At 66.7% G+C, this 18,693-nt stretch carries 15 protein-coding genes; 10 read left to right on the top strand and 5 right to left on the bottom strand.

What is annotated here, in order from left to right; all coding sequences use genetic code 11:
* Nucleotides 1–249: 249 nt before the first annotated feature.
* The 4 genes from clpS (at nucleotide 250) to VXM69_RS15650 (ending at nucleotide 5,247) form a co-directional block, all read left to right on the top strand.
* On the top strand, nucleotides 250–564 hold the full coding sequence (gene clpS, locus VXM69_RS15665; protein WP_006398529.1) for an ATP-dependent Clp protease adapter ClpS: 315 nt from the start codon (nucleotides 250–252) through the stop codon (nucleotides 562–564).
* Nucleotides 561–2,861: an ATP-dependent Clp protease ATP-binding subunit ClpA gene (gene clpA / locus VXM69_RS15660; RefSeq protein ID WP_034186321.1), complete on the top strand. Its 2,301-nt coding sequence runs from the start codon at nucleotides 561–563 to the stop codon at nucleotides 2,859–2,861. Before clpS ends, clpA begins: the two co-directional genes overlap by 4 nt.
* Nucleotides 2,862–2,964: 103 nt before the next feature.
* Nucleotides 2,965–4,344, top strand: a complete 1,380-nt coding sequence (locus VXM69_RS15655; protein WP_034186341.1) for an amino acid permease — start codon at nucleotides 2,965–2,967, stop codon at nucleotides 4,342–4,344.
* Nucleotides 4,345–4,476: 132 nt separating this feature from the next.
* Nucleotides 4,477–5,247, top strand: coding sequence for a hypothetical protein (locus tag VXM69_RS15650; protein ID WP_124609500.1), 771 nt, complete (start codon nucleotides 4,477–4,479; stop codon nucleotides 5,245–5,247).
* A gap of 54 nt (nucleotides 5,248–5,301) precedes the next feature.
* Here VXM69_RS15650 and dut read toward each other — a convergent pair whose 3' ends face one another.
* The 5 genes from dut to VXM69_RS15625 form a co-directional block, all read right to left on the bottom strand.
* The gene (gene dut, locus VXM69_RS15645) at nucleotides 5,302–5,748 is read right to left on the bottom strand and encodes a dUTP diphosphatase (RefSeq protein ID WP_034186320.1); all 447 of its coding nucleotides are present in this window, start codon (nucleotides 5,746–5,748) and stop codon (nucleotides 5,302–5,304) included.
* A gap of 55 nt (nucleotides 5,749–5,803) precedes the next feature.
* The gene (coaBC, locus tag VXM69_RS15640; RefSeq protein WP_124456210.1) at nucleotides 5,804–7,015 is read right to left on the bottom strand and encodes a bifunctional phosphopantothenoylcysteine decarboxylase/phosphopantothenate--cysteine ligase CoaBC; all 1,212 of its coding nucleotides are present in this window, start codon (nucleotides 7,013–7,015) and stop codon (nucleotides 5,804–5,806) included.
* 67 nt (nucleotides 7,016–7,082) lie between these two features.
* Nucleotides 7,083–7,583 carry a signal peptidase II gene (gene lspA / locus VXM69_RS15635; RefSeq protein ID WP_034186318.1) on the bottom strand — a complete coding sequence of 167 codons (501 nt, stop codon included), beginning with the start codon at nucleotides 7,581–7,583 and terminating at the stop codon, nucleotides 7,083–7,085.
* A 2-nt stretch (nucleotides 7,584–7,585) separates the two neighbouring features.
* The gene (ileS, locus tag VXM69_RS15630; protein WP_367189864.1) at nucleotides 7,586–10,423 is read right to left on the bottom strand and encodes an isoleucine--tRNA ligase; all 2,838 of its coding nucleotides are present in this window, start codon (nucleotides 10,421–10,423) and stop codon (nucleotides 7,586–7,588) included.
* Nucleotides 10,424–10,525: 102 nt separating this feature from the next.
* Nucleotides 10,526–11,518 carry a bifunctional riboflavin kinase/FAD synthetase gene (locus tag VXM69_RS15625; RefSeq protein ID WP_367189863.1) on the bottom strand — a complete coding sequence of 331 codons (993 nt, stop codon included), beginning with the start codon at nucleotides 11,516–11,518 and terminating at the stop codon, nucleotides 10,526–10,528.
* Nucleotides 11,519–11,641: 123 nt separating this feature from the next.
* Here VXM69_RS15625 and purN point away from each other — a divergent pair, with 123 nt between their 5' ends.
* The 6 genes from purN (at nucleotide 11,642) to nadC (ending at nucleotide 18,645) form a co-directional block, all read left to right on the top strand.
* Nucleotides 11,642–12,304 carry a phosphoribosylglycinamide formyltransferase gene (gene purN / locus VXM69_RS15620; RefSeq protein WP_367189862.1) on the top strand — a complete coding sequence of 221 codons (663 nt, stop codon included), beginning with the start codon at nucleotides 11,642–11,644 and terminating at the stop codon, nucleotides 12,302–12,304.
* On the top strand, nucleotides 12,301–13,566 hold the full coding sequence (locus VXM69_RS15615) for an RsmB/NOP family class I SAM-dependent RNA methyltransferase (RefSeq protein ID WP_367189861.1): 1,266 nt from the start codon (nucleotides 12,301–12,303) through the stop codon (nucleotides 13,564–13,566). The genes purN and VXM69_RS15615 overlap by 4 nt, the downstream gene beginning before the upstream one ends.
* Before the next feature lie 18 nt (nucleotides 13,567–13,584).
* Entirely contained in the window at nucleotides 13,585–14,967 is a 1,383-nt protein-coding gene (locus VXM69_RS15610) for a mechanosensitive ion channel domain-containing protein (RefSeq protein ID WP_059560318.1), read from the top strand.
* A gap of 220 nt (nucleotides 14,968–15,187) precedes the next feature.
* Nucleotides 15,188–16,384 (top strand): acyl-CoA desaturase, encoded by a 1,197-nt coding sequence (locus VXM69_RS15605; protein ID WP_034186312.1) that lies wholly within the window; start codon nucleotides 15,188–15,190, stop codon nucleotides 16,382–16,384.
* Between the two features lie 246 nt (nucleotides 16,385–16,630).
* Complete coding sequence (nadA, locus tag VXM69_RS15600) at nucleotides 16,631–17,767, top strand: quinolinate synthase NadA (protein WP_034186339.1); 1,137 nt, start codon at nucleotides 16,631–16,633, stop codon at nucleotides 17,765–17,767.
* Nucleotides 17,764–18,645 carry a carboxylating nicotinate-nucleotide diphosphorylase gene (nadC, locus tag VXM69_RS15595; RefSeq protein WP_034186311.1) on the top strand — a complete coding sequence of 294 codons (882 nt, stop codon included), beginning with the start codon at nucleotides 17,764–17,766 and terminating at the stop codon, nucleotides 18,643–18,645. Before nadA ends, nadC begins: the two co-directional genes overlap by 4 nt.
* The last annotated feature ends 48 nt before the right edge of the window (nucleotides 18,646–18,693 follow it).

Here is an 18,693-nt window from a genome sequence, read left to right as displayed (position 1 = left end):
ATATACCAGGCTCGAGTGACACGCGTTCGAGTCGTCCCGGCTTGTGGGATACTGGATGCGGACACGACGCTCCGGTGCAGTTGCCCCCTGACGGTTCGTGTTCCGCGCCACGCGTGAAAGCCGGCACCGCAGCCGGCTTTCGTATGGCACGAAGACGATAGCGTGTTCCGGGATACCGGGGAGGGCGCCGGCCGGTCGGTCGGGTTATGGCAGGATTGCGGGCCTGTCCGAGTTGTTTAGAATGGGTGTATGGCGATTATCCCGGACAAGCAGGACAGTACCGTCCTGGAACGCAAGCAGCAGAAGCTCAAGCCGCCTTCGATGTACAAGGTGGTGCTGCTGAACGACGACTTCACGCCGATGGAATTCGTCGTGATGGTGGTCCAGGAGTATTTCAAGAAGGATCGCGAGACGGCCACGCAGATCATGCTGAAGGTCCATCGCGAAGGGCGAGGGGTATGTGGGGTCTATACGCGGGACATCGCGTCGACCAAGGTTGAGCAAGTCGTTACCCATGCGCGGCAGGCCGGGCATCCGCTGCAGTGCGTGATGGAGGAAGCATGATTGCCCAGGAATTGGAAGTCAGCCTGCACATGGCGTTCATGGAAGCACGCCAGGCGCGCCATGAGTTCATCACGGTCGAGCACCTGCTGCTGGCCCTGCTGGATAATCCGACGGCAGCCGAGGTGTTGCGCGCGTGCGCGGCAAACATCGAGGACTTGCGTCAGAACCTGCGCAATTTCATCCACGACAACACACCGACCGTCCCGGGTACCGACGATGTCGATACCCAGCCGACGCTCGGTTTCCAGCGGGTGATCCAGCGCGCGATCATGCACGTCCAGTCGACGTCGAACGGCAAGAAGGAAGTCACCGGCGCGAACGTGCTGGTCGCGATCTTCGGCGAGAAGGATTCGCACGCCGTGTACTACCTGCAGCAGCAGGGCGTCACGCGCCTCGACGTGGTGAACTTCATTTCGCACGGCATCGCGAAGACGAACAACGGCGAAGCCGCGAAGTCGACCGACGCGAACGCGGAAAGCGAAGACGCGAACGCGCAGAAGGAAACGCCGCTCGCGCAGTTCACGCAGAACCTGAACCAGATGGCGAAGGACGGCCGCATCGATCCGCTGATCGGGCGCGAGCCCGAAGTCGAGCGCGTCGTGCAGGTGCTGTGCCGTCGCCGCAAGAACAATCCGCTGCTCGTCGGCGAAGCCGGCGTGGGCAAGACCGCGATCGCCGAAGGGCTCGCGTATCGCATCACGCGCGGCGAAGTGCCGGACATCCTCGCGAACGCGCAGGTGTACTCGCTCGACATGGGCGCGCTGCTCGCGGGCACCAAGTACCGCGGCGATTTCGAGCAGCGTCTGAAGACGGTGCTGAAGGAACTGAAGGAGCGCCCGCACGCGATCCTGTTCATCGACGAAATCCATACGCTGATCGGCGCGGGCGCCGCGTCGGGCGGCACGCTCGATGCGTCGAACCTGCTGAAGCCGGCGTTGTCGTCGGGCACGCTCAAGTGCATCGGCGCGACGACGTTCACCGAGTATCGCGGCATCTTCGAGAAGGATGCGGCGCTGTCGCGGCGCTTCCAGAAGGTCGACGTGACGGAGCCGAGCGTCGAGCAGACGGTCGCGATCCTGCGCGGGCTGAAATCGCGCTTCGAGGAGCATCACGGCGTCAAGTATTCGTCGGGTGCCTTGTCGGCCGCGGCCGAACTGTCGGCGCGCTTCATCACCGATCGTCACCTGCCGGACAAGGCGATCGACGTGATCGACGAGGCCGGCGCCGCGCAGCGCATCCTGCCGAAGTCGAAGCAGAAGAAGACGATCGGCAAGAGCGAGATCGAGGAAATCATCTCGAAGATCGCACGCGTGCCGGCGCAAAGCGTGTCGCAGGACGATCGCAGCAAGCTGCAGACGCTCGACCGCGACCTGAAGAGCGTCGTGTTCGGCCAGGATCCGGCGATCGACGCGCTCGCGGCCTCGATCAAGATGGCGCGCGCGGGGCTCGGCAAGATGGACAAGCCGATCGGCGCGTTCCTGTTCTCCGGCCCGACGGGCGTCGGCAAGACCGAAGTGGCGCGCCAGCTCGCGTTCACGCTCGGCATCGAGCTGATCCGTTTCGACATGTCGGAATACATGGAGCGTCACGCGGTGAGCCGCCTGATCGGCGCGCCGCCGGGTTACGTCGGGTTCGACCAGGGTGGCCTGCTGACCGAAGCCGTCACGAAGAAGCCGCATTGCGTGCTGCTGCTCGACGAAATCGAGAAGGCGCATCCGGACATCTTCAACGTGCTGCTGCAGGTGATGGACCACGGCACGCTGACGGACAACAACGGCCGCAAGGCGGATTTCCGCAACGTCATCATCATCATGACGACGAACGCGGGCGCCGAGTCGATGCAGAAGGCGACGATCGGCTTCACGACGCGCCGCGAAACGGGCGACGAGATGACCGACATCAAGCGCCTGTTCACGCCGGAGTTCCGCAACCGCCTGGATTCGATCATCAGCTTCCGCTCGCTCGATGAGGAAATCATCATGCGCGTGGTCGACAAGTTCCTGATCCAGCTCGAGGAACAGCTGCACGAGAAGAAGGTCGACGCGCTCTTCACCGACGCGTTGCGCAAGCATCTCGCGAAGCACGGCTTCGACCCGCTGATGGGCGCGCGGCCGATGCAACGGCTGATCCAGGACACGATCCGGCGCGCGCTGGCCGACGAGCTGCTGTTCGGCAAGCTCCTCAACGGCGGTCACGTGACGGTCGACGTCGACGAAAACGACAAGGTGCAGTTGTCGTTCGACAAGCTGGCGAATCCGCCGCACAAGCCGAACGAAGAGACGGTCGAAGTCGAGTAAGCGATAATTCGTTGTTCATGCGAACGGCGCGGGAAGTTCTCCGCGCCGTTTCGTTTTATCCGGCGCCGGCGGCGCGATGGTGGTGCAGGGGAGTGGTAACGCAGTGACACAACAACAACGGTCGTTCGACGATATCGTCGCGCGCGAACAAGGGTTGCGCCACGCGCTGACGTCGGGGCAGATGGCGATGATCGCGATCGGCGGCGCGATCGGCACGGGGCTGTTCCTCGGCAGCGGATTCGCGATCGGGCTCGCGGGCCCGAGCGTGCTCGTGTCCTATGCGATCGGCGCGCTGATCGCGCTGCTGCTGATGGGCGCGCTCGCGGAAATGACGGTCGCGCACCCGACGGCCGGCTCGTTCGGCGCGTATGCCGAGCACTACGTCGGCCCGCTCGCGGGCTTTCTGGTGCGCTATGCGTACTGGTTCGCGGTCGTATTCGCGATCGGTACCGAAATCAGCGCGATCGCCGTGTTCATGAAGTACTGGTTCCCCGCCGTACCCGGCTGGTACTGGGTGATCGGCTTCTCCGCGCTGCTGATCGCCGTGAATCTCGCCAGCGTCACGCTGTACGGCACGGTCGAATACGCGTTCTCGCTGCTGAAGATCGCGGCGATCGTCGTGTTCATCGTGCTCGGCGCGTATCTGGTCTGGTCGGCGCCGGCCGCATCGGGCATCGGTTTCGCCAACTACACCGCGCACGGCGGCTTCATGCCGAAGGGGCCGTGGGGCACCTGGGTCGCGGTGATCGTCGCGATCTTCAGCTACATGAGCATCGAAGCCGTCGCGATCGCAGCCGGCGAGGCGCGCGATCCGCAGCACGCGGTCACGCGCGCGTTCCGCTCGACGGTGTTCCGGCTCGTGCTGTTCTACCTGCTGACGCTGTCGCTGATGCTCGCGATCGTGCCGTGGACGGCGGCCGGTACCGACGAGAGCCCGTTCGTGAAGGTGATGGCCGCGACGCATGTGCCGTACGCGGCCGGCGTGATCAACTTCGTGCTGCTGGTCGCGGCGCTGTCGGCGATGAACAGCCAGCTCTACGTGACGACGCGGATGATGTTCAGCCTGTCGCGCGCACGGCTCGCGCCCGCGGTGTTCGGCCGGCTCGGCGCGAACGGCGTGCCGCGCGCGGCGCTGTGGATCTCGACCAGCGGCGTCGCGGTCGCGGCCGTGCTGGTCGCGCTCGCGCCCGACACCGCGTTCACGGTGATGATGGCGATCGCGATGTTCGGCGCGCTGTTCACGTGGCTGATGATCTTCATCACGCACCTGCGCTTCCGTGCGCGGTATCGCGGCCCCGTGCTCGCGTTCCGGATGTGGGGCCACCCGTTCGGCAGCCTGCTCGGCGCGGCGCTCGTCGCGGCGATCCTGCTCACCACCGCGTTCACGCGCGAATTCCGGATGACGATGGTGGTCGGCGTCGTGTTCGCCGTGCTGCTGACGCTCGCGTACGCGCTGCATTACCGGCACGAACACGCGCGCTGACGGCGCCGGCGTACTCGTGCACCGGCTTCACGTTCGCTAAGGTTCCGTTAAGCCGGCGGCGACTACATTCGATCCTGTCCGCAAGGCGGGCCGGCACGCGCCGGCTCGCCGCTTCCTGCAAATGGGGTTCGAATGAACAAACTTCCCGAAATCACGCTCGCGTTCTGGATCATGAAGATCTGCGCGACGACGCTCGGCGAAACCGGCGGCGACCTGCTGTCGATGACGCTGAACGTCGGCTACGCGGTGAGCTCGATCCTGCTGTTCGGTTTCTTTCTCGTGACGCTGGGCGCCCAGCTCCGGACGACGCGCTATCGCCCGGCGGTCTACTGGGCCGTGATCGTCGCGACGAGCACGGCCGGCACGACGATGTCCGACTTCATGGACCGCACGCTCGGCCTCGGCTACGCAGCCGGTTCGTCGATCCTCGTCGCGATCCTGCTGGCGATCTTCGCGGTCTGGCGCCTGAGCGGCGAATCGCTGTCGGTCGACCTGATCCGCACGCGCAAGGTCGAACTGCTGTACTGGATCGCGATCCTGTTCTCGAACACGCTCGGCACCGCGCTCGGCGATTTCCTCGCGGACAGCTCGGGGCTCGGCTTCGGCGGCGGCGCGCTGCTGATCGGCGGGCTGCTGGCGGTGATCGTGCTCGCGCACTACTTCACGCGGATCTCCGGCGTGCTGCTGTTCTGGGCCGCGTTCGTGCTCACGCGTCCGTTCGGCGCGACGGTCGGCGACCTGCTGACGAAGCCGGTCGCGAAGGGCGGCCTCGCGCTCGGGACGGTCGGCTCGTCGGCCGTGTTGCTCGCCGTGCTGGTCGCGATGGTCATCTATGCGAGCATCGCGCAGGCGCGGCGGCGCGAACCGGTGCCCGCGCGGATCGCGCAGCCGGCCGGCGAGTGACGATGAACGGAAAAGAAAAAGGGGCCGCGCGGCCCCTTTTTCGTGTGATGCCGATCAGTGGCGGCCGGTGCTGCCGAAGCCGCCTTCGCCGCGATCGCTCTCGGCGAAATCGTCGACGATGTTGAACTGCGCCTGCACGACCGGCACGATCACGAGCTGCGCGAGCCGTTCGAACGGGTTCAGCACGAACTCGGTCTGGCCGCGGTTCCACGTCGAGACCATCAACTGGCCCTGGTAGTCGGAGTCGATCAGGCCGACCAGGTTGCCGAGCACGATCCCGTGCTTGTGGCCGAGGCCCGAGCGCGGCAGGATCAGCGCCGCATAGCCGGGATCGGCGAGGTGGATCGCGAGGCCCGTCGGGACGAGCGTCGTTTCGCCCGGCCGCAGCGTGACCGGGGCGTCGAGGCACGCGCGCAGGTCGAGGCCCGCGCTGCCGGTGGTCGCGTAGGCGGGCAGGTAGTCGCGCATGCGCGCGTCGAGAATCTTCAGGTCGAGTTTCATGCGGTCGTCGAATCGGTCGGGAAGGGCGCGGCGGCCAGCGCCGCCGCGCGGGTGATCAGATCAGGCGGTTGTCGGGCAGGCGCTTCGCGATTTCCGCGACGAGCGCATGCGCGAGTTCGTCCTTCGGGGCGCGCGGCAGGCGCGTGAGGCCGGCCGCTTCGAACAGCACGACTTCGTTGTCGTCGCGGCCGAACGTCAGCGGGCCGAGATTGCCGACGAGCAGCGGCACGTTCTTGCGCTTGCGCTTTTCGTCGCCGTGTACGTCGAGGTCGCCGCTTTCGGCCGCGAAACCGACGCAGAACGGTGGATCGGGCAGCGCCGCGACCGACGCGAGGATGTCGGGGTTCTCGACGAACGCGAGCGCCGGCATCTTGCGGTCGGCCGTCTTCTTCATCTTGTGCTCGGCCGGCTGATCGACGCGCCAGTCGGCCACCGCGGCCACCGCGATGAAGATGTCGGCATCGGCGACCGCATGCATCACCGCGTCGTACATCTGCTGCGCGGTCTGCACGTCCTGGCGGTACACGCCCCACGGCGTGTCGAGCGCGACCGGCCCCGCGACGAGATGCACGTCGGCGCCGGCCTGCTGCGCGGCGCGTGCGAGCGCGAAGCCCATCTTGCCGCTCGAGCGGTTCGTCAGGCCACGCACGGGATCGAGCGGTTCGAACGTCGGCCCGGCCGTGATCAGCACGCGCCGGTGCGCGAGCACCTTCGGCGCGAAGTGCGCGACGATGGCTTCATAGATCGCCTCGGGCTCGAGCATGCGGCCGTCGCCGACTTCCCCGCATGCCTGCGCACCCGAATCCGGGCCGAGCACCGACACGCCGTCCGCGCGCAGTTGCGCGGCGTTGCGCTGCGTGGCGGGGTTCTGCCACATCTGGCGGTTCATCGCGGGGACGACGAGCAGCGGACAGTCGCGTGCGACGCACAGCGTCGACAGGAGGTCATCGGCAAACCCGTGCGCGAGCTTCGCGAGGAAGTCCGTCGATGCTGGCGCGATCACGATCGCGTCGGCCTCGCGCGACAGGTCGATGTGCGCCATGTTGTTGTCGATGCGCGCATCCCACTGGCTCGTGTAGACGGGCCGGCCCGACAGCGCCTGCATCGTGACGGGCGTGATGAACTGGGTGGCCGCTTCGGTCATCGCGACCTGCACGGTCGCGCCGGCCTTCACGAGCAGCCGCGTGAGCTCGGCGATCTTGTAGCAGGCGATGCCGCCCGTCAGGCCGAGAACGAGGTGTTTTCCTGCGAGTTCTGCGTGTGCCAACTCAGGCCTCCAAGGGTCAAACGGAACGGCCGGCGCGAAGCCGGCCGTCGACGCCGAGTATGCGCGTTTAGCGCGAGCCGCGCACGCGACGCAGCTCGTCGTAGATCAGCAGTACCGCGCCGACCGTGATCGCGGAATCGGCGAGGTTGAACGCCGGGAAGTGCCAGGCGCCGAGGTGGAAATCGAGGAAGTCGATCACGTGGCCGTAGACGAGCCGGTCGATCACGTTGCCGAGCGCGCCGCCGAGGATCAGCGCGAGCGAGAGGCTGAACAGCCGCTGCTGGCCGTGGCGTTTCAGCAGGAAGCAGATCACGAGCGTCGCGCCGATGCCGAGCGCGGTGAACGCCCAGCGCTGCCAGCCGCCGGCGGTCGACAGGAAGCCGAACGCGGCGCCGCGGTTGTACACCAGCACGAGGTTGAAGAACGACGTCAGCGCGTGCTGCGCGCCGTACGCGAACGTTTTCAGGATCGCGATCTTCGACAACTGGTCGAACAGGATCACGATCAGCGAAATGCCGAGCCAGGGCGCAAGCGCGCCGCTGGCCGGTTTCGACAGGGTTTTCGCCATATTTAAGCAGCGCTCCGGATTTCGCCGTTTTCGAACAGGTTGGAGAAGCAGCGGCCGCACAGCGTCGGATGATCGGCGTGCGCGCCGACATCTTCGCGGTAGTGCCAGCAGCGTTCGCACTTCTGGTACTTCGAGGCGGCCACGTCGACGCTTTCCTGCGCTTCGTCGTCGACCTTGACGACCGTCGCGGCCGACGTGATCAGCACGAACTTCAGGTCGTCGCCGAGGCTCGTGAGCGCGTCGTAACGCGCGCCGCTCGCGTGCACGGCGACTTCGGCCTGCAGCGACGAGCCGATGCGGTTCGCGGTGCGCGCTTCCTCGAGTGCCTTCGTCACGTTGCCGCGCACCTCGCGCAGCAGCGCCCACTTCTCGATCAGCGCGGCCGAGCCGGCGACCTCCGGATACGCATAGTAGGTTTCCGTGAAGATCGTGTCGCTGGCCGGCTGGAACACCTTCCACGCTTCTTCCGCCGTGAACGACAGGAACGGCGCGAGCACGCGCAGCAGGCCGTGCGTCAGGTGGTACAGCGCCGTTTGTGCCGAGCGGCGCGCGCGCGAGTCGGCCGCGCTCGTGTACAGGCGGTCCTTCAGCACGTCGAGGTAGAAGCCGCCGAGATCTTCCGAGCAGTACGTCTGCAGCTTGGCGACGACCGGGTGGAATTCGTACTTCTCGTAGTGGCCGAGCAGCTCCGTTTGCAACTGCTGCGAGAACGCGACCGCATAGCGGTCGATCTCGAGCCATTCGTCGACCGGCACCGCGTGCTGCGCGAAGTCGAAGTCCGACAGGTTCGCGAGCAGGAAGCGCAGCGTGTTGCGGATGCGGCGATAACCTTCGGTCACGCGCTTCAGGATTTCCTCGGAGATCGCGAGTTCGCCCGAGTAGTCGGTCGACGCGATCCACAGACGGATGATTTCCGCGCCGAGGCGGTTCGCGACTTCATGCGGGTCGATCCCGTTGCCGAGCGACTTGCTCATCTTGCGGCCTTCGCCGTCGACCGTGAAACCGTGCGTGAGCAGGCCCTTGTACGGCGCGCGGCCGTCGATCATCGACGCGGTCAGCAGCGACGAGTGGAACCAGCCGCGATGCTGGTCCGAGCCTTCGAGGTACAGGTCGGCCGGGAATTGCAGCTGATCCTTGTGCGAGCCGCGCAGCACGTGCCAGTGCGTCGTGCCCGAGTCGAACCACACGTCGAGCGTGTCGCGGTTCTTTTCGTACAGGTTCGCGTCGTCGCCGATCAGCTCGCGCGGGTCGAGCGACTGCCACGCCTCGATGCCCGACTGCTCGACGCGCTTCGCGACTTCCTCGAGCAGCTCCAGCGTGCGCGGATGCAGCTCGCCGGTTTCCTTGTGCACGAAGAACGCCATCGGCACGCCCCACTGGCGCTGGCGCGACAGCGTCCAGTCGGGACGGTTCGCGATCATGCTGAACAGGCGCTGCTTGCCCCACGACGGGTAGAACGCGGTTGCGTCGACGCCTTCGAGCGCCGTTTCACGCAGCGTCTTGCCGCCGTCGCGCGGGGTGACGTCCATGCCGGCGAACCACTGCGACGTGGCGCGGTAGATGATCGGCGTCTTGTGGCGCCAGCAGTGCATGTAGCTGTGCGTGTACTTCTCGCTGCGCAGCAGCGAGCCGGCCGCGTTCAGCGCGTCGACGATCTTCGGGTTCGCGTCCCAGATCGACAGGCCGCCGAACAGCGGCAGCGATTCGATGTAGCGGCCGTCGCCCATCACCGGGTTGATGAAGTCCGAATCGGTCATCCCGTGCGCCTTGCACGACATGAAGTCCTCGATGCCGTACGCGGGCGACGAGTGCACGACGCCGGTACCCGTGTCGGTCGTCACGTAGTCGCCGAGGTAGACGGGGGCCGTACGCTTGTAGCCGGGGTGGGCCGATGCGAGCGGGTGGTGGAAGCGCAGGTTGGCGAGCTTCACGCCCGGCGCGGTCGCGACGACGCGGCCCGTCAGCTTGAAGTCGGCCATGCAGGCTTCGACGCGCTCCTGCGCGATGATCAGCAGCCCGCGCTCGGTGTCGACCAGCGCGTAGACGATTTCCGGATGGAGGTTCAGCGCCTGGTTGGCGGGGATCGTCCACGGCGTGGTGGTCCAGATCACGATGCCGCCCTCGGTGCGCGGCAGTGCCGGCAGGCCGAACGCCTGCGCGGTCTTTTCCGGTTCCGCGAACGCGAACATCACGTCGATCGTCGGATCGGTGCGGTCCTTGTACTCGACTTCCGCCTCGGCGAGCGCCGAGCCGCAGTCGAAGCACCAGTTCACCGGCTTCAGCCCGCGGTACACGTAGCCTTTCTCGATGATCTTGCCGAGCGCGCGGATCTCTTCCGCCTCGTTCACGAAGTTCATCGTCTTGTACGGGTTCGCCCAGTCGCCGAGCACGCCGAGGCGCTTGAAGCCGACCTTCTGCTTCTCGATCTGCTCGGTCGCGTACGCACGCGCCTTGCTCATCACTTCGGCTGCCGGCAGCGACTTGCCGAACTGCTTCTCGATCTGGATTTCGATCGGCATGCCGTGGCAATCCCAGCCCGGCACGTACGGCGCGTCGAAGCCGGCCATGTTGCGCGACTTGACGACGATGTCCTTCAGGATCTTGTTGACCGCGTGGCCGAGGTGGATGTCGCCGTTCGCATACGGCGGGCCGTCGTGCAGGATGAACTTCGGCCGGCCCTTGCTGGCCGCGCGGATCTTCTCGTAGAGGCCGCGCTCCTCCCATTCCTTGACCCACTGCGGCTCGCGCTTGGGCAGGTCGCCGCGCATCGGGAACGGCGTGTCGAGCAGGTTGACCGGATACTTGGCCTGCGGTTTCGAATCGGCTTTCTTGTTGCTCATGATGGGATCGCTATCTAAATCGGGAGACGCTCGGGCGTCGTGAATCGGGGATGCGCGCGAGTGGGCGGCGCGAGGGTGCGGCGCCGGGCGCCGCCGTCCGGATCAGCTAATTCGGTCGGTTGCCGACGTCGAGAAGCCCGTGGCACGGCTGCCCGGCGCACGGTCGCGTTCGATGAAGTACGCGCGCGCGTTCGCGACGTCCAGGGCGATCGCGCGCGACAGCGCCTCGAGGTCGTCGAATTTCGCCTCGTCGCGCAGCTTCTTCAGGAATTCGACGCGGATGAGCTTGCCGTACGCGTCGCCATGCCAGTCGAGCAGGTGCACTTCGAGCAGCACGCGGCCGGAATCGTCGACGGTCGGGCGAAGGCCCAGGCTCGCGACGCCCGGCAGCGGGTCGGGGCCGAGGCCGTGCACCTGCACGACGAAGATGCCCGCGAGCGCCGGCCGCTTGTGCGCGATCGGCAGGTTCAGCGTCGGGAAACCGAGGTCGCGGCCGAGCTTCAGCCCGTGCGCGACGTGGCCGCTGATCGCGTAGCCGTGGCCGAGCGCCTGCGCGGCCGCGTCGAGATCGCCGGCCGCGAGCGCGGCGCGCACGCCCGAGCTGGAAATGCGCGTGCCGTCGCTGCCGGCCACCGTGCCCATCTGCTCGACCTCGAAGCCGTACTGCTCGCCGGCCGCCTTCAGCGTGTCGAAGGTGCCCGCGCGTTTCGCGCCGTAGCAGAAATCGTCGCCGACCATCATCCAGTGCGTGTGCAGCCCGTTCACCAGCGTGCGTTCGACGAACGCCTGCGGCGACTGGCTCGCGAACGTATGGTTGAAGTGCTCGACGACGACGCGGTCGACACCGTGATCGCGCAGCGCCTCGAGCTTGTCGCGCAGCATCGCGATGCGCGGCGGCGCGCCGGCCGGATTGAAGAATTCGCGCGGGTGCGGCTCGAACGTCATCACGCACACGGGCAGGCCGCGCGCGTCCGCTGCCGCGCGCACGCGCGCGAGCAGGGCCTGGTGGCCGCGATGGACACCGTCGAAGTTGCCGATCGTCAGCGCGCACGGGGCACGGCTCTCGGCGTTGGGCAGGCCGCGGAAGACTTTCACGATAGCGGATGCAGCGGTCGGGGAATGGGCGGTGGGATGCCGCAAAGCAGAAGATTATAAACGTTCGGACGGGCCGGCGGCCGAGAAGGCGGGAAACGCGGGGGCGAATGGTAAAATTCGCGGATGAAAAAACTCGTGATCCTGATTTCCGGTCGCGGCAGCAACATGGAGGCCATCGTCCGCGCATGCGCGCAGGAACGCTGGCCGGCCGAGATTGCCGCCGTGATCGCCAACCGGCCCGATGCGGCCGGCCTGGCTTTTGCCGCGTCGCACGGGGTGGCGACGGCGGTGGTCGACCACCGGCCGTTCGACGGCCGCGACAGCTTTGACGCGGCGCTCGCCGCCGAGATCGACCGTTTCGCCCCCGATCTCGTCGTTCTCGCCGGCTTCATGCGCATCCTCACGCCCGCATTCGTCAGACGATACGAAGGCCGGCTGCTGAACATCCATCCGTCGCTGCTGCCGAGCTTCAAGGGTATCCATACGCATCAGCAGGCGCTCGACGCGGGCGTCGCGCTGCATGGCGCGAGCGTGCATTTCGTCATTCCCGAGCTCGACAGCGGCGCGATCGTCGCGCAGGGCGCGGTGCCCGTGCGCGCCGGCGACGACGCGGCCGCGCTCGCGCGGCGCGTGCTGAGCGTCGAGCATGTGCTGTATCCGCGCGCGGTGCGCTGGTTCGTCGAGGGGCGTCTGCGCCTCGAGAACGGCCGTGCAGTGGTCGCGCCGGAAGAGGCGCGCTGGATTTTCGCGGATCAACCGCATACCGAAACGAGCGAGGGCGTATGAAGCTGCACGGATTCCTGATTGGCCAGACCGAGACTTTGCTGGCCGAGGTGCTGAAATTCGCCGGCCCCGCCGATGCGACGACGAGCCGGTTCTTCCGCGCGCACCCGAAGCTCGGGCACGCCGAGCGCGGCGTGATCGCCGAGGCCGTGTTCGCGGTGCTGCGCCGGAAAATGGAGTTTTCGCACCTCGCCGAAAGCGGCACGGGTACGCCGGCGCGGCGCCTGACGCTGCTCGGCCTGATGCAGACGGTCGGCCGCAATGCGCTGAAGCCGTTCCTGTCCGACACCGAGTCCGCCTGGCTCGAGCACGTGTCGAAGATCGATCCGGCGAGCCTGCCGGTGCGCATTCGCTCGAACCTGCCCGACTGGATCCATCAGGCGCTGTCGGCCCGTTTCGATGGCGAGGAGCTCGCGCAGCTTGCCGCCGCGCTGAACTACCCGGCGCCGCTCGACCTGCGTGCCAACGCGCAGAAGGCGACGCGCGACCAGGTGATCGAAGCGCTGCGCGTGAGCGGCATCGAGGCGGGCGCGACGCCGTTCGCGCCGTTCGGCGTGCGGGTGGTCGGCAAGCCGGCGCTGACGCGCCTGAAGCTGTTCGAGGAAGGCGCGATCGAGGTGCAGGACGAAGGCAGCCAGCTGCTGTGCTCGCTGGTCGCGCCGCGCCGCGGCGAAATGGTCGTCGACTTCTGCGCCGGTGCGGGCGGCAAGACGCTCGCGCTGGGCGCGATGATGCGCTCGACCGGGCGGCTCTATGCGTTCGACGTGTCGGAGAAGCGCCTCGCGAAGCTGAAGCCGCGCCTCGCGCGCAGCGGGCTGTCGAACGTGAACCCGGTGCTGATCGACAGCGAGCACGACGCGAAGATCAAGCGGCTCGCCGGCAAGATCGACCGCGTGCTGGTCGATGCGCCGTGCAGCGGCCTCGGCACGCTGCGCCGCAATCCGGACCTGAAGTGGCGCCAGTCGCGCACGGCGATCGACGAGCTGACACCGAAGCAGGCGTCGATCCTCGCGAGCGCCGCGCGTCTCGTGAAGAAGGGCGGGCGGCTCGTCTATGCGACCTGCAGCATGCTCGACGCCGAGAACGAGCGCATCGTCGAACAGTTCCTGGCCGATCATCCCGAGTTCGTGCTGGTGCCGGCGCAGAAGGTGCTGGCCGACCAGCGCATCGAGCTGGAGACGGGCGACTACCTGTCGCTGTGGCCGCATCGACACGCGACCGACGGCTTCTTCGCCGCGGTGCTCGAACGGCGCGCCGCGCAGTAACGACTGCCCGGACGGACGATGGAAAATCTGCAGAGCCGCCTGCTGTCGCACCGGCTGGAATCGGTCATTCGTGACTTCCACCAGCCGGTGATGATCTGGCAGGCGGCGATTCTCGTCGGCGCGTTGTGCTTCGCGTGGGTGACCGCGCGCTTCGTGCACGGCCGCATCGATGCGCGCCGCCGGGCGGCCGGACGTGCGCCCGGCGCGGGCGCGCAAAGCCTGAAGCGCGCGTTGTTCCCGTTGTTCGGCAGCGTCTTCGTCGGCGCCGCGCAACTCGCGTTCGACCCGTTCATGTCGACGTCGCTGCTGCAGCTCGCGCTCGTGCCGCTGTTCGGCATCGGGTTGATCTACGTGCTGTTCTTCTTCGCGCGGCGCGTGTTCGCGCGCGACGGCCACACGCATGCGTGGCTGTCGATCGTCGAGAAGGTAGTGTCGACCGTCGTGTGGGCCGCGATGGTGCTGACCGTGCTCGGGATCCAGCGCGACGTGCTCGGCTGGCTCGACAGCGTGCAGTTCCGCGTCGCCAATGCGCATCTCACGCTGCTGTCGGTGATCTCGGGCGCGCTGTGGGTGTGCGTGACGCTGATGGTCGCGATGTGGCTCGGCTCGGTGCTCGAGGATCGCCTCACGCGCGCGAGCACGCTCGACGCGAACCTGAAGGTCGTGCTGTCGCGGGTCGGCCGCGCGCTGCTCGTATTCGCGGCGATCCTGATCGGGCTGTCGCTGGTCGGCATCGACGTGACCGTGCTCGGCGTGTTCGGCGGCGCGGTGGGCGTCGGTCTCGGCTTCGGGCTGCAGAAGATCGCGAGCAACTACGTGTCGGGCTTCATCATCCTGCTCGACCGCTCGCTGCGGCTCGGCGACGCGATCAGCGTCGGCGGGCTGCAGGGCGTCGTCACGCAGATCCGCACGCGCTACACGGTCGTGCGCGGCCTCGACGGTAACGAGACACTGATCCCGAACGAGAAGCTGATCACCGACGTCGTACAGAACCAGTCGTCTTACCTGACGCGCGGTTATGCGAAGGTCGCGGTGCAGGTCGCGTACACGAGCGACGTCGAGCACGCGCTCGCGCTGCTCGCCGACGCGGCGAAGGACGTGCCGCGCGTGCTGGCGGAGCCCGCGCCGACGCCGTATCTGGTGAGTTTCGGTGCGGACGGGATCGACCTGGAGCTTGGTTTCTGGATCGAGGATTCCGCGAAAGGCACGTCGGGCGTGCGTTCGAGCGTGAACCGCAACATCTGGCGGTTGTTCAGCGAGCACGGGATCTCGATTCCGTTTCCGCAGCGCGAGGTGCGCGTGGTCGGATTGCCGGACGGTTTTCCCGCCGCCGGTACGACGGCCGGGCTCGATCCGGCGGCCGCGAACGGCGCGGCGAACGGGCGCGCACCGGCTGCATAGCGCGCGCCGGCCGTCAAATGCTTTGACCCCGCGGCCGGAACCGGATCGCACGCCCGTCCAAGTCCGCCCGTGGACTGCTCCGGTTGCGCCAGGGCAAGAAAATATTCATTTTTTACAAAGACTTGGAACGGTTGAAGTAGAATCCAAGTCTATACGCGGTATGCTTTCATTTTTCTGACGCCTGCGCGAGCCGGCGTCGCTCTCATCACAGGTAACTGCCTTGTTGAATTCCCTGCTCGATTTTCTTTCCCACGGGCTCCTGCGTTTTTCGTGGTGGCAGGTCGCGCTGTTCGCGCTCGCCGTCACGCACGTCACGATCATCGGCGTGACGGTCTATCTGCACCGCTGCCAGGCGCATCGTGCGCTGGAACTGCATCCGATCGCGAGCCACTTCTTCCGGCTGTGGCTGTGGATGACGACCGGCATGCTGACGGGCCAGTGGGCCGCGATTCACCGCAAGCACCATGCGAAGTGCGAGACCGAGGAAGATCCGCACAGCCCACAGACGCGCGGGATCTGGAAGGTGTTCCTCGAGGGCGCGGAACTGTATCGCGCGGAAGCGAAGAACGAAGAGACGATGCGCAAGTTCAGCCACGGCACGCCGAACGACTGGGTCGAGCGCAATGTCTATTCGAAGTACCCGATTCTCGGCATCAGCCTGATGATGGTGATCGACGTCGCGCTGTTCGGCGTGATCGGCCTGACCGTGTGGGCCGTGCAGATGGTCTGGATCCCGTTCTGGGCGGCTGGCGTCGTCAACGGCTTCGGTCACTTCTGGGGCTATCGCAACTTCAACTCGGCCGACGCGAGCACGAACCTGTTCCCGTGGGGCATCGTGATCGGCGGTGAAGAACTGCACAACAACCACCACACGTTCGCGACGTCGGCGAAGCTGTCGAACAAGTGGTACGAGTTCGACATCGGCTGGATGTACATCCGCATCATGTCGGCGTTCGGTCTCGCGAAGGTGAAGAAGGTTGCGCCCACGCCGCGCCTGAACAAGCCGAAGACGGTGCTCGACCAGGAAACGCTGCAGGCCGTGCTGTCGAACCGCTACGAAGTGATGGCGCGCTACGGCAAGGCCGTGAAGCGTGCGTACCGCCAGGAGCTCGCGCACCTGAAGGAACTCGGCTCGAGCGAGAAGTACCAGCTGATGCGCGGTGCGCGCAAGTGGTTCCACAAGGACGCCGACGGCCTCGACGAGCCGCAGAAGAAGCTGCTGCCGGAAATCTTCGCGAACAGCCAGAAGCTGCATACGTACTTCCAGCTGCGCCAGGACCTGGCCGCGATCTGGGATCGTTCGACCGCGTCGCGCGAACAGCTCCTCGCGCAATTGCAGGATTGGTGCCATCGCGCGGAACAAAGCGGCATCAAGGCGCTGCAGGAATTCGCGACGCGCCTGCGTCGCTACGCCTGATTCGAAATCGATTAGAATCTCAGGACGTCACAAACCCCGCGTTGGCGGGGTTTTTTCATTTGGGCCGCCGGTTTTGATGGGCGTTCGGCAGGGCGGATTGGTATGAAGCTTGGGGCGGTGGCGAGCGGGTGCCCCGGGCGAGCAGGGGAGCGGAGCAGGCGCCGAGCACCCCACTCCGGCCGACCGCGAAGCATGGGATCCGAGTGAGCGCCAAAGCGCTCACTCGGATCGACAGGAGATATGGAGATGCAATCGACGATCAAACCCGTCGAGTACGACCGGCCCGTCGCGGCAGGGACCGTGTGCGGCGTGGGGCAGGCATGGGCCAAGGTGCCCGACGCGCCGTCCGCCGAGGAGCGCGCTGCATTGAAGGCGCGCATCAAGACGCTGCTCGCCCGTGAAAAGGCCGTACTGGTCGCCCACTACTACGTGGATGCCGAGCTGCAGGAGCTGGCCGACGAAACGGGCGGCTGCGTTGCCGATTCGCTCGAAATGGCCCGCTTCGGCCGCGATCACGACGCGCAGACGCTGGTCGTCGCCGGCGTGCGCTTCATGGGCGAAACCGCGAAGATCCTGAGCCCGAACAAACGGATCCTGATGCCCGATCTCGACGCGACCTGTTCGCTCGACCTCGGCTGTCCGGTCGACGAATTCTCGGCGTTCTGCGATGCGCATCCGGACCGCACCGTCGTCGTCTACGCGAACACCAGCGCGGCCGTGAAGGCGCGCGCGGACTGGATGGTCACGTCGTCGATCGGCCTCGAAATCGTGGCCGACCTGCACGCGCGCGGCGAGAAGATCATCTGGGCGCCGGACCGCCATCTCGGCAGCTATATCCAGAAGAAAACCGGCGCGGACATGCTGCTGTGGCAAGGCTCGTGCCTCGTCCACGACGAGTTCAAGGGTATCGAGCTCGACCTGCTGCGCGCCGAATATCCGGACGCGAAGGTGCTCGTCCATCCCGAGTCGCCGGAAAACGTCGTCGCGCAGGCCGATGTCGTCGGCTCGACCACGCAACTGATCGATGCGGCGGTCAAGTTCGACGCGACGCACTTCATCGTCGCGACCGATCTCGGCATCCTGCACAAGATGCAGCTCGCCGCGCCCGGCAAGACCTTCATCGCCGCGCCGACGGCCGGCAACAGCGCGACCTGCAAGAGCTGCGCGCACTGCCCGTGGATGGCGATGAACGGCCTCGCGAACCTTGCGGACGTGCTCGAACGCGGCCACAACGAGATCTTCGTCGATCCCGCGATCGGCGAGCGTGCGCGTTTGCCGATCGACCGGATGCTCGAGTTCGCGGCCGCGCACAAGAAGCGCGTGCAGGCGAGCGGTGACCTGCAGCGCGACCAGGGGCTGTTTGCGAACGTGGGGGCCGCATGAGCGACGCCGTATCCCCGCTGTTCGACAGCGTTCGTGAGCAATACGGCGCGGCATTCGACGACGCGATCGCGCGCAACGTGGCCGACGCGATCGCGGAAGACGTCGGCACCGGCGACCAGACCGGGCGGCTCGTGCCGGCCGGCGGGCGCCGCCGGGCGCGGATCATCGTGCGTGAGGAAGCCGTGCTGTGCGGCGTGCCGTGGTTCGAGGCGGTGATCGCCCGGATCGATCCGTCGATCACCGTGCAATGGCGCTATCGCGAAGGCGACCGCATGACGCCCGATTCGACCGTCTGCGAACTCGACGGGCCGGCGCGCGCGCTGCTGACGGCCGAGCGCAACGGGCTGAATTTCCTGCAGCTGCTGTCGGGCGTCGCGACCGCGACGCGCCGCTACGTCGATCGCATCGAAGGCACGCGCGCGAAGATCCTCGATACGCGCAAGACGCTGCCGGGCCTGCGGCTTGCGCAGAAGTATGCGGTGCGCGTCGGCGGCGGCGAGAACCAGCGCCTCGCGCTGTACGACGGCATCCTGATCAAGGAGAACCACATCGCGGCGGCAGGCGGGGTCGGCGAGGCGCTCGATGCGGCATTTGCGCTGGAGTCGGGCGTACCCGTGCAGATCGAGGTCGAGACGCTCGCGCAACTTGATACGGCGCTCGCGCATCGTGCGCAGTCGGTGCTGCTCGACAACTTCACGCTCGACATGATGCGGGAAGCCGTGCGTGTCGCGGCCGGCAAGGCCGTGCTCGAGGTCTCGGGCGGCGTCAATTTCGAGACGGTGCGTGCGTTCGCCGAAACGGGCGTCGATCGCATCTCGATCGGCGCGCTGACGAAGGACGTGCGCGCGACCGACTATTCGATGCGGATCGTCGACTGACCGAACGTCGTCGGGTCAGACAAAAAAGCCGCTGGCGCGCAAACGCCA

This window comes from Burkholderia sp. Ed8, from assembly GCF_040761425.1.
GTDB lineage: Bacteria > Pseudomonadota > Gammaproteobacteria > Burkholderiales > Burkholderiaceae > Burkholderia > Burkholderia seminalis.
The sequence above is the reverse complement of the archived record's forward strand: the minus strand, read 5'-3'. Positions and strand labels throughout refer to the sequence as shown.

Coding starts and splice junctions, on each gene's coding strand:
- VXM69_RS15615 (WP_367189861.1), top strand. CDS start 12,301: ATGAAGCTGCACGGATTCCTGATTGGCCAGACCGAGACTTTGCTGGCC.
- clpA (WP_034186321.1), top strand. CDS start 561: ATGATTGCCCAGGAATTGGAAGTCAGCCTGCACATGGCGTTCATGGAA.
- purN (WP_367189862.1), top strand. CDS start 11,642: ATGAAAAAACTCGTGATCCTGATTTCCGGTCGCGGCAGCAACATGGAG.
- lspA (WP_034186318.1), bottom strand. CDS start 7,583: ATGGCGAAAACCCTGTCGAAACCGGCCAGCGGCGCGCTTGCGCCCTGG.
- clpS (WP_006398529.1), top strand. CDS start 250: ATGGCGATTATCCCGGACAAGCAGGACAGTACCGTCCTGGAACGCAAG.
- VXM69_RS15610 (WP_059560318.1), top strand. CDS start 13,585: ATGGAAAATCTGCAGAGCCGCCTGCTGTCGCACCGGCTGGAATCGGTC.
- nadA (WP_034186339.1), top strand. CDS start 16,631: ATGCAATCGACGATCAAACCCGTCGAGTACGACCGGCCCGTCGCGGCA.
- dut (WP_034186320.1), bottom strand. CDS start 5,748: ATGAAACTCGACCTGAAGATTCTCGACGCGCGCATGCGCGACTACCTG.
- nadC (WP_034186311.1), top strand. CDS start 17,764: ATGAGCGACGCCGTATCCCCGCTGTTCGACAGCGTTCGTGAGCAATAC.
- VXM69_RS15650 (WP_124609500.1), top strand. CDS start 4,477: ATGAACAAACTTCCCGAAATCACGCTCGCGTTCTGGATCATGAAGATC.
- ileS (WP_367189864.1), bottom strand. CDS start 10,423: ATGAGCAACAAGAAAGCCGATTCGAAACCGCAGGCCAAGTATCCGGTC.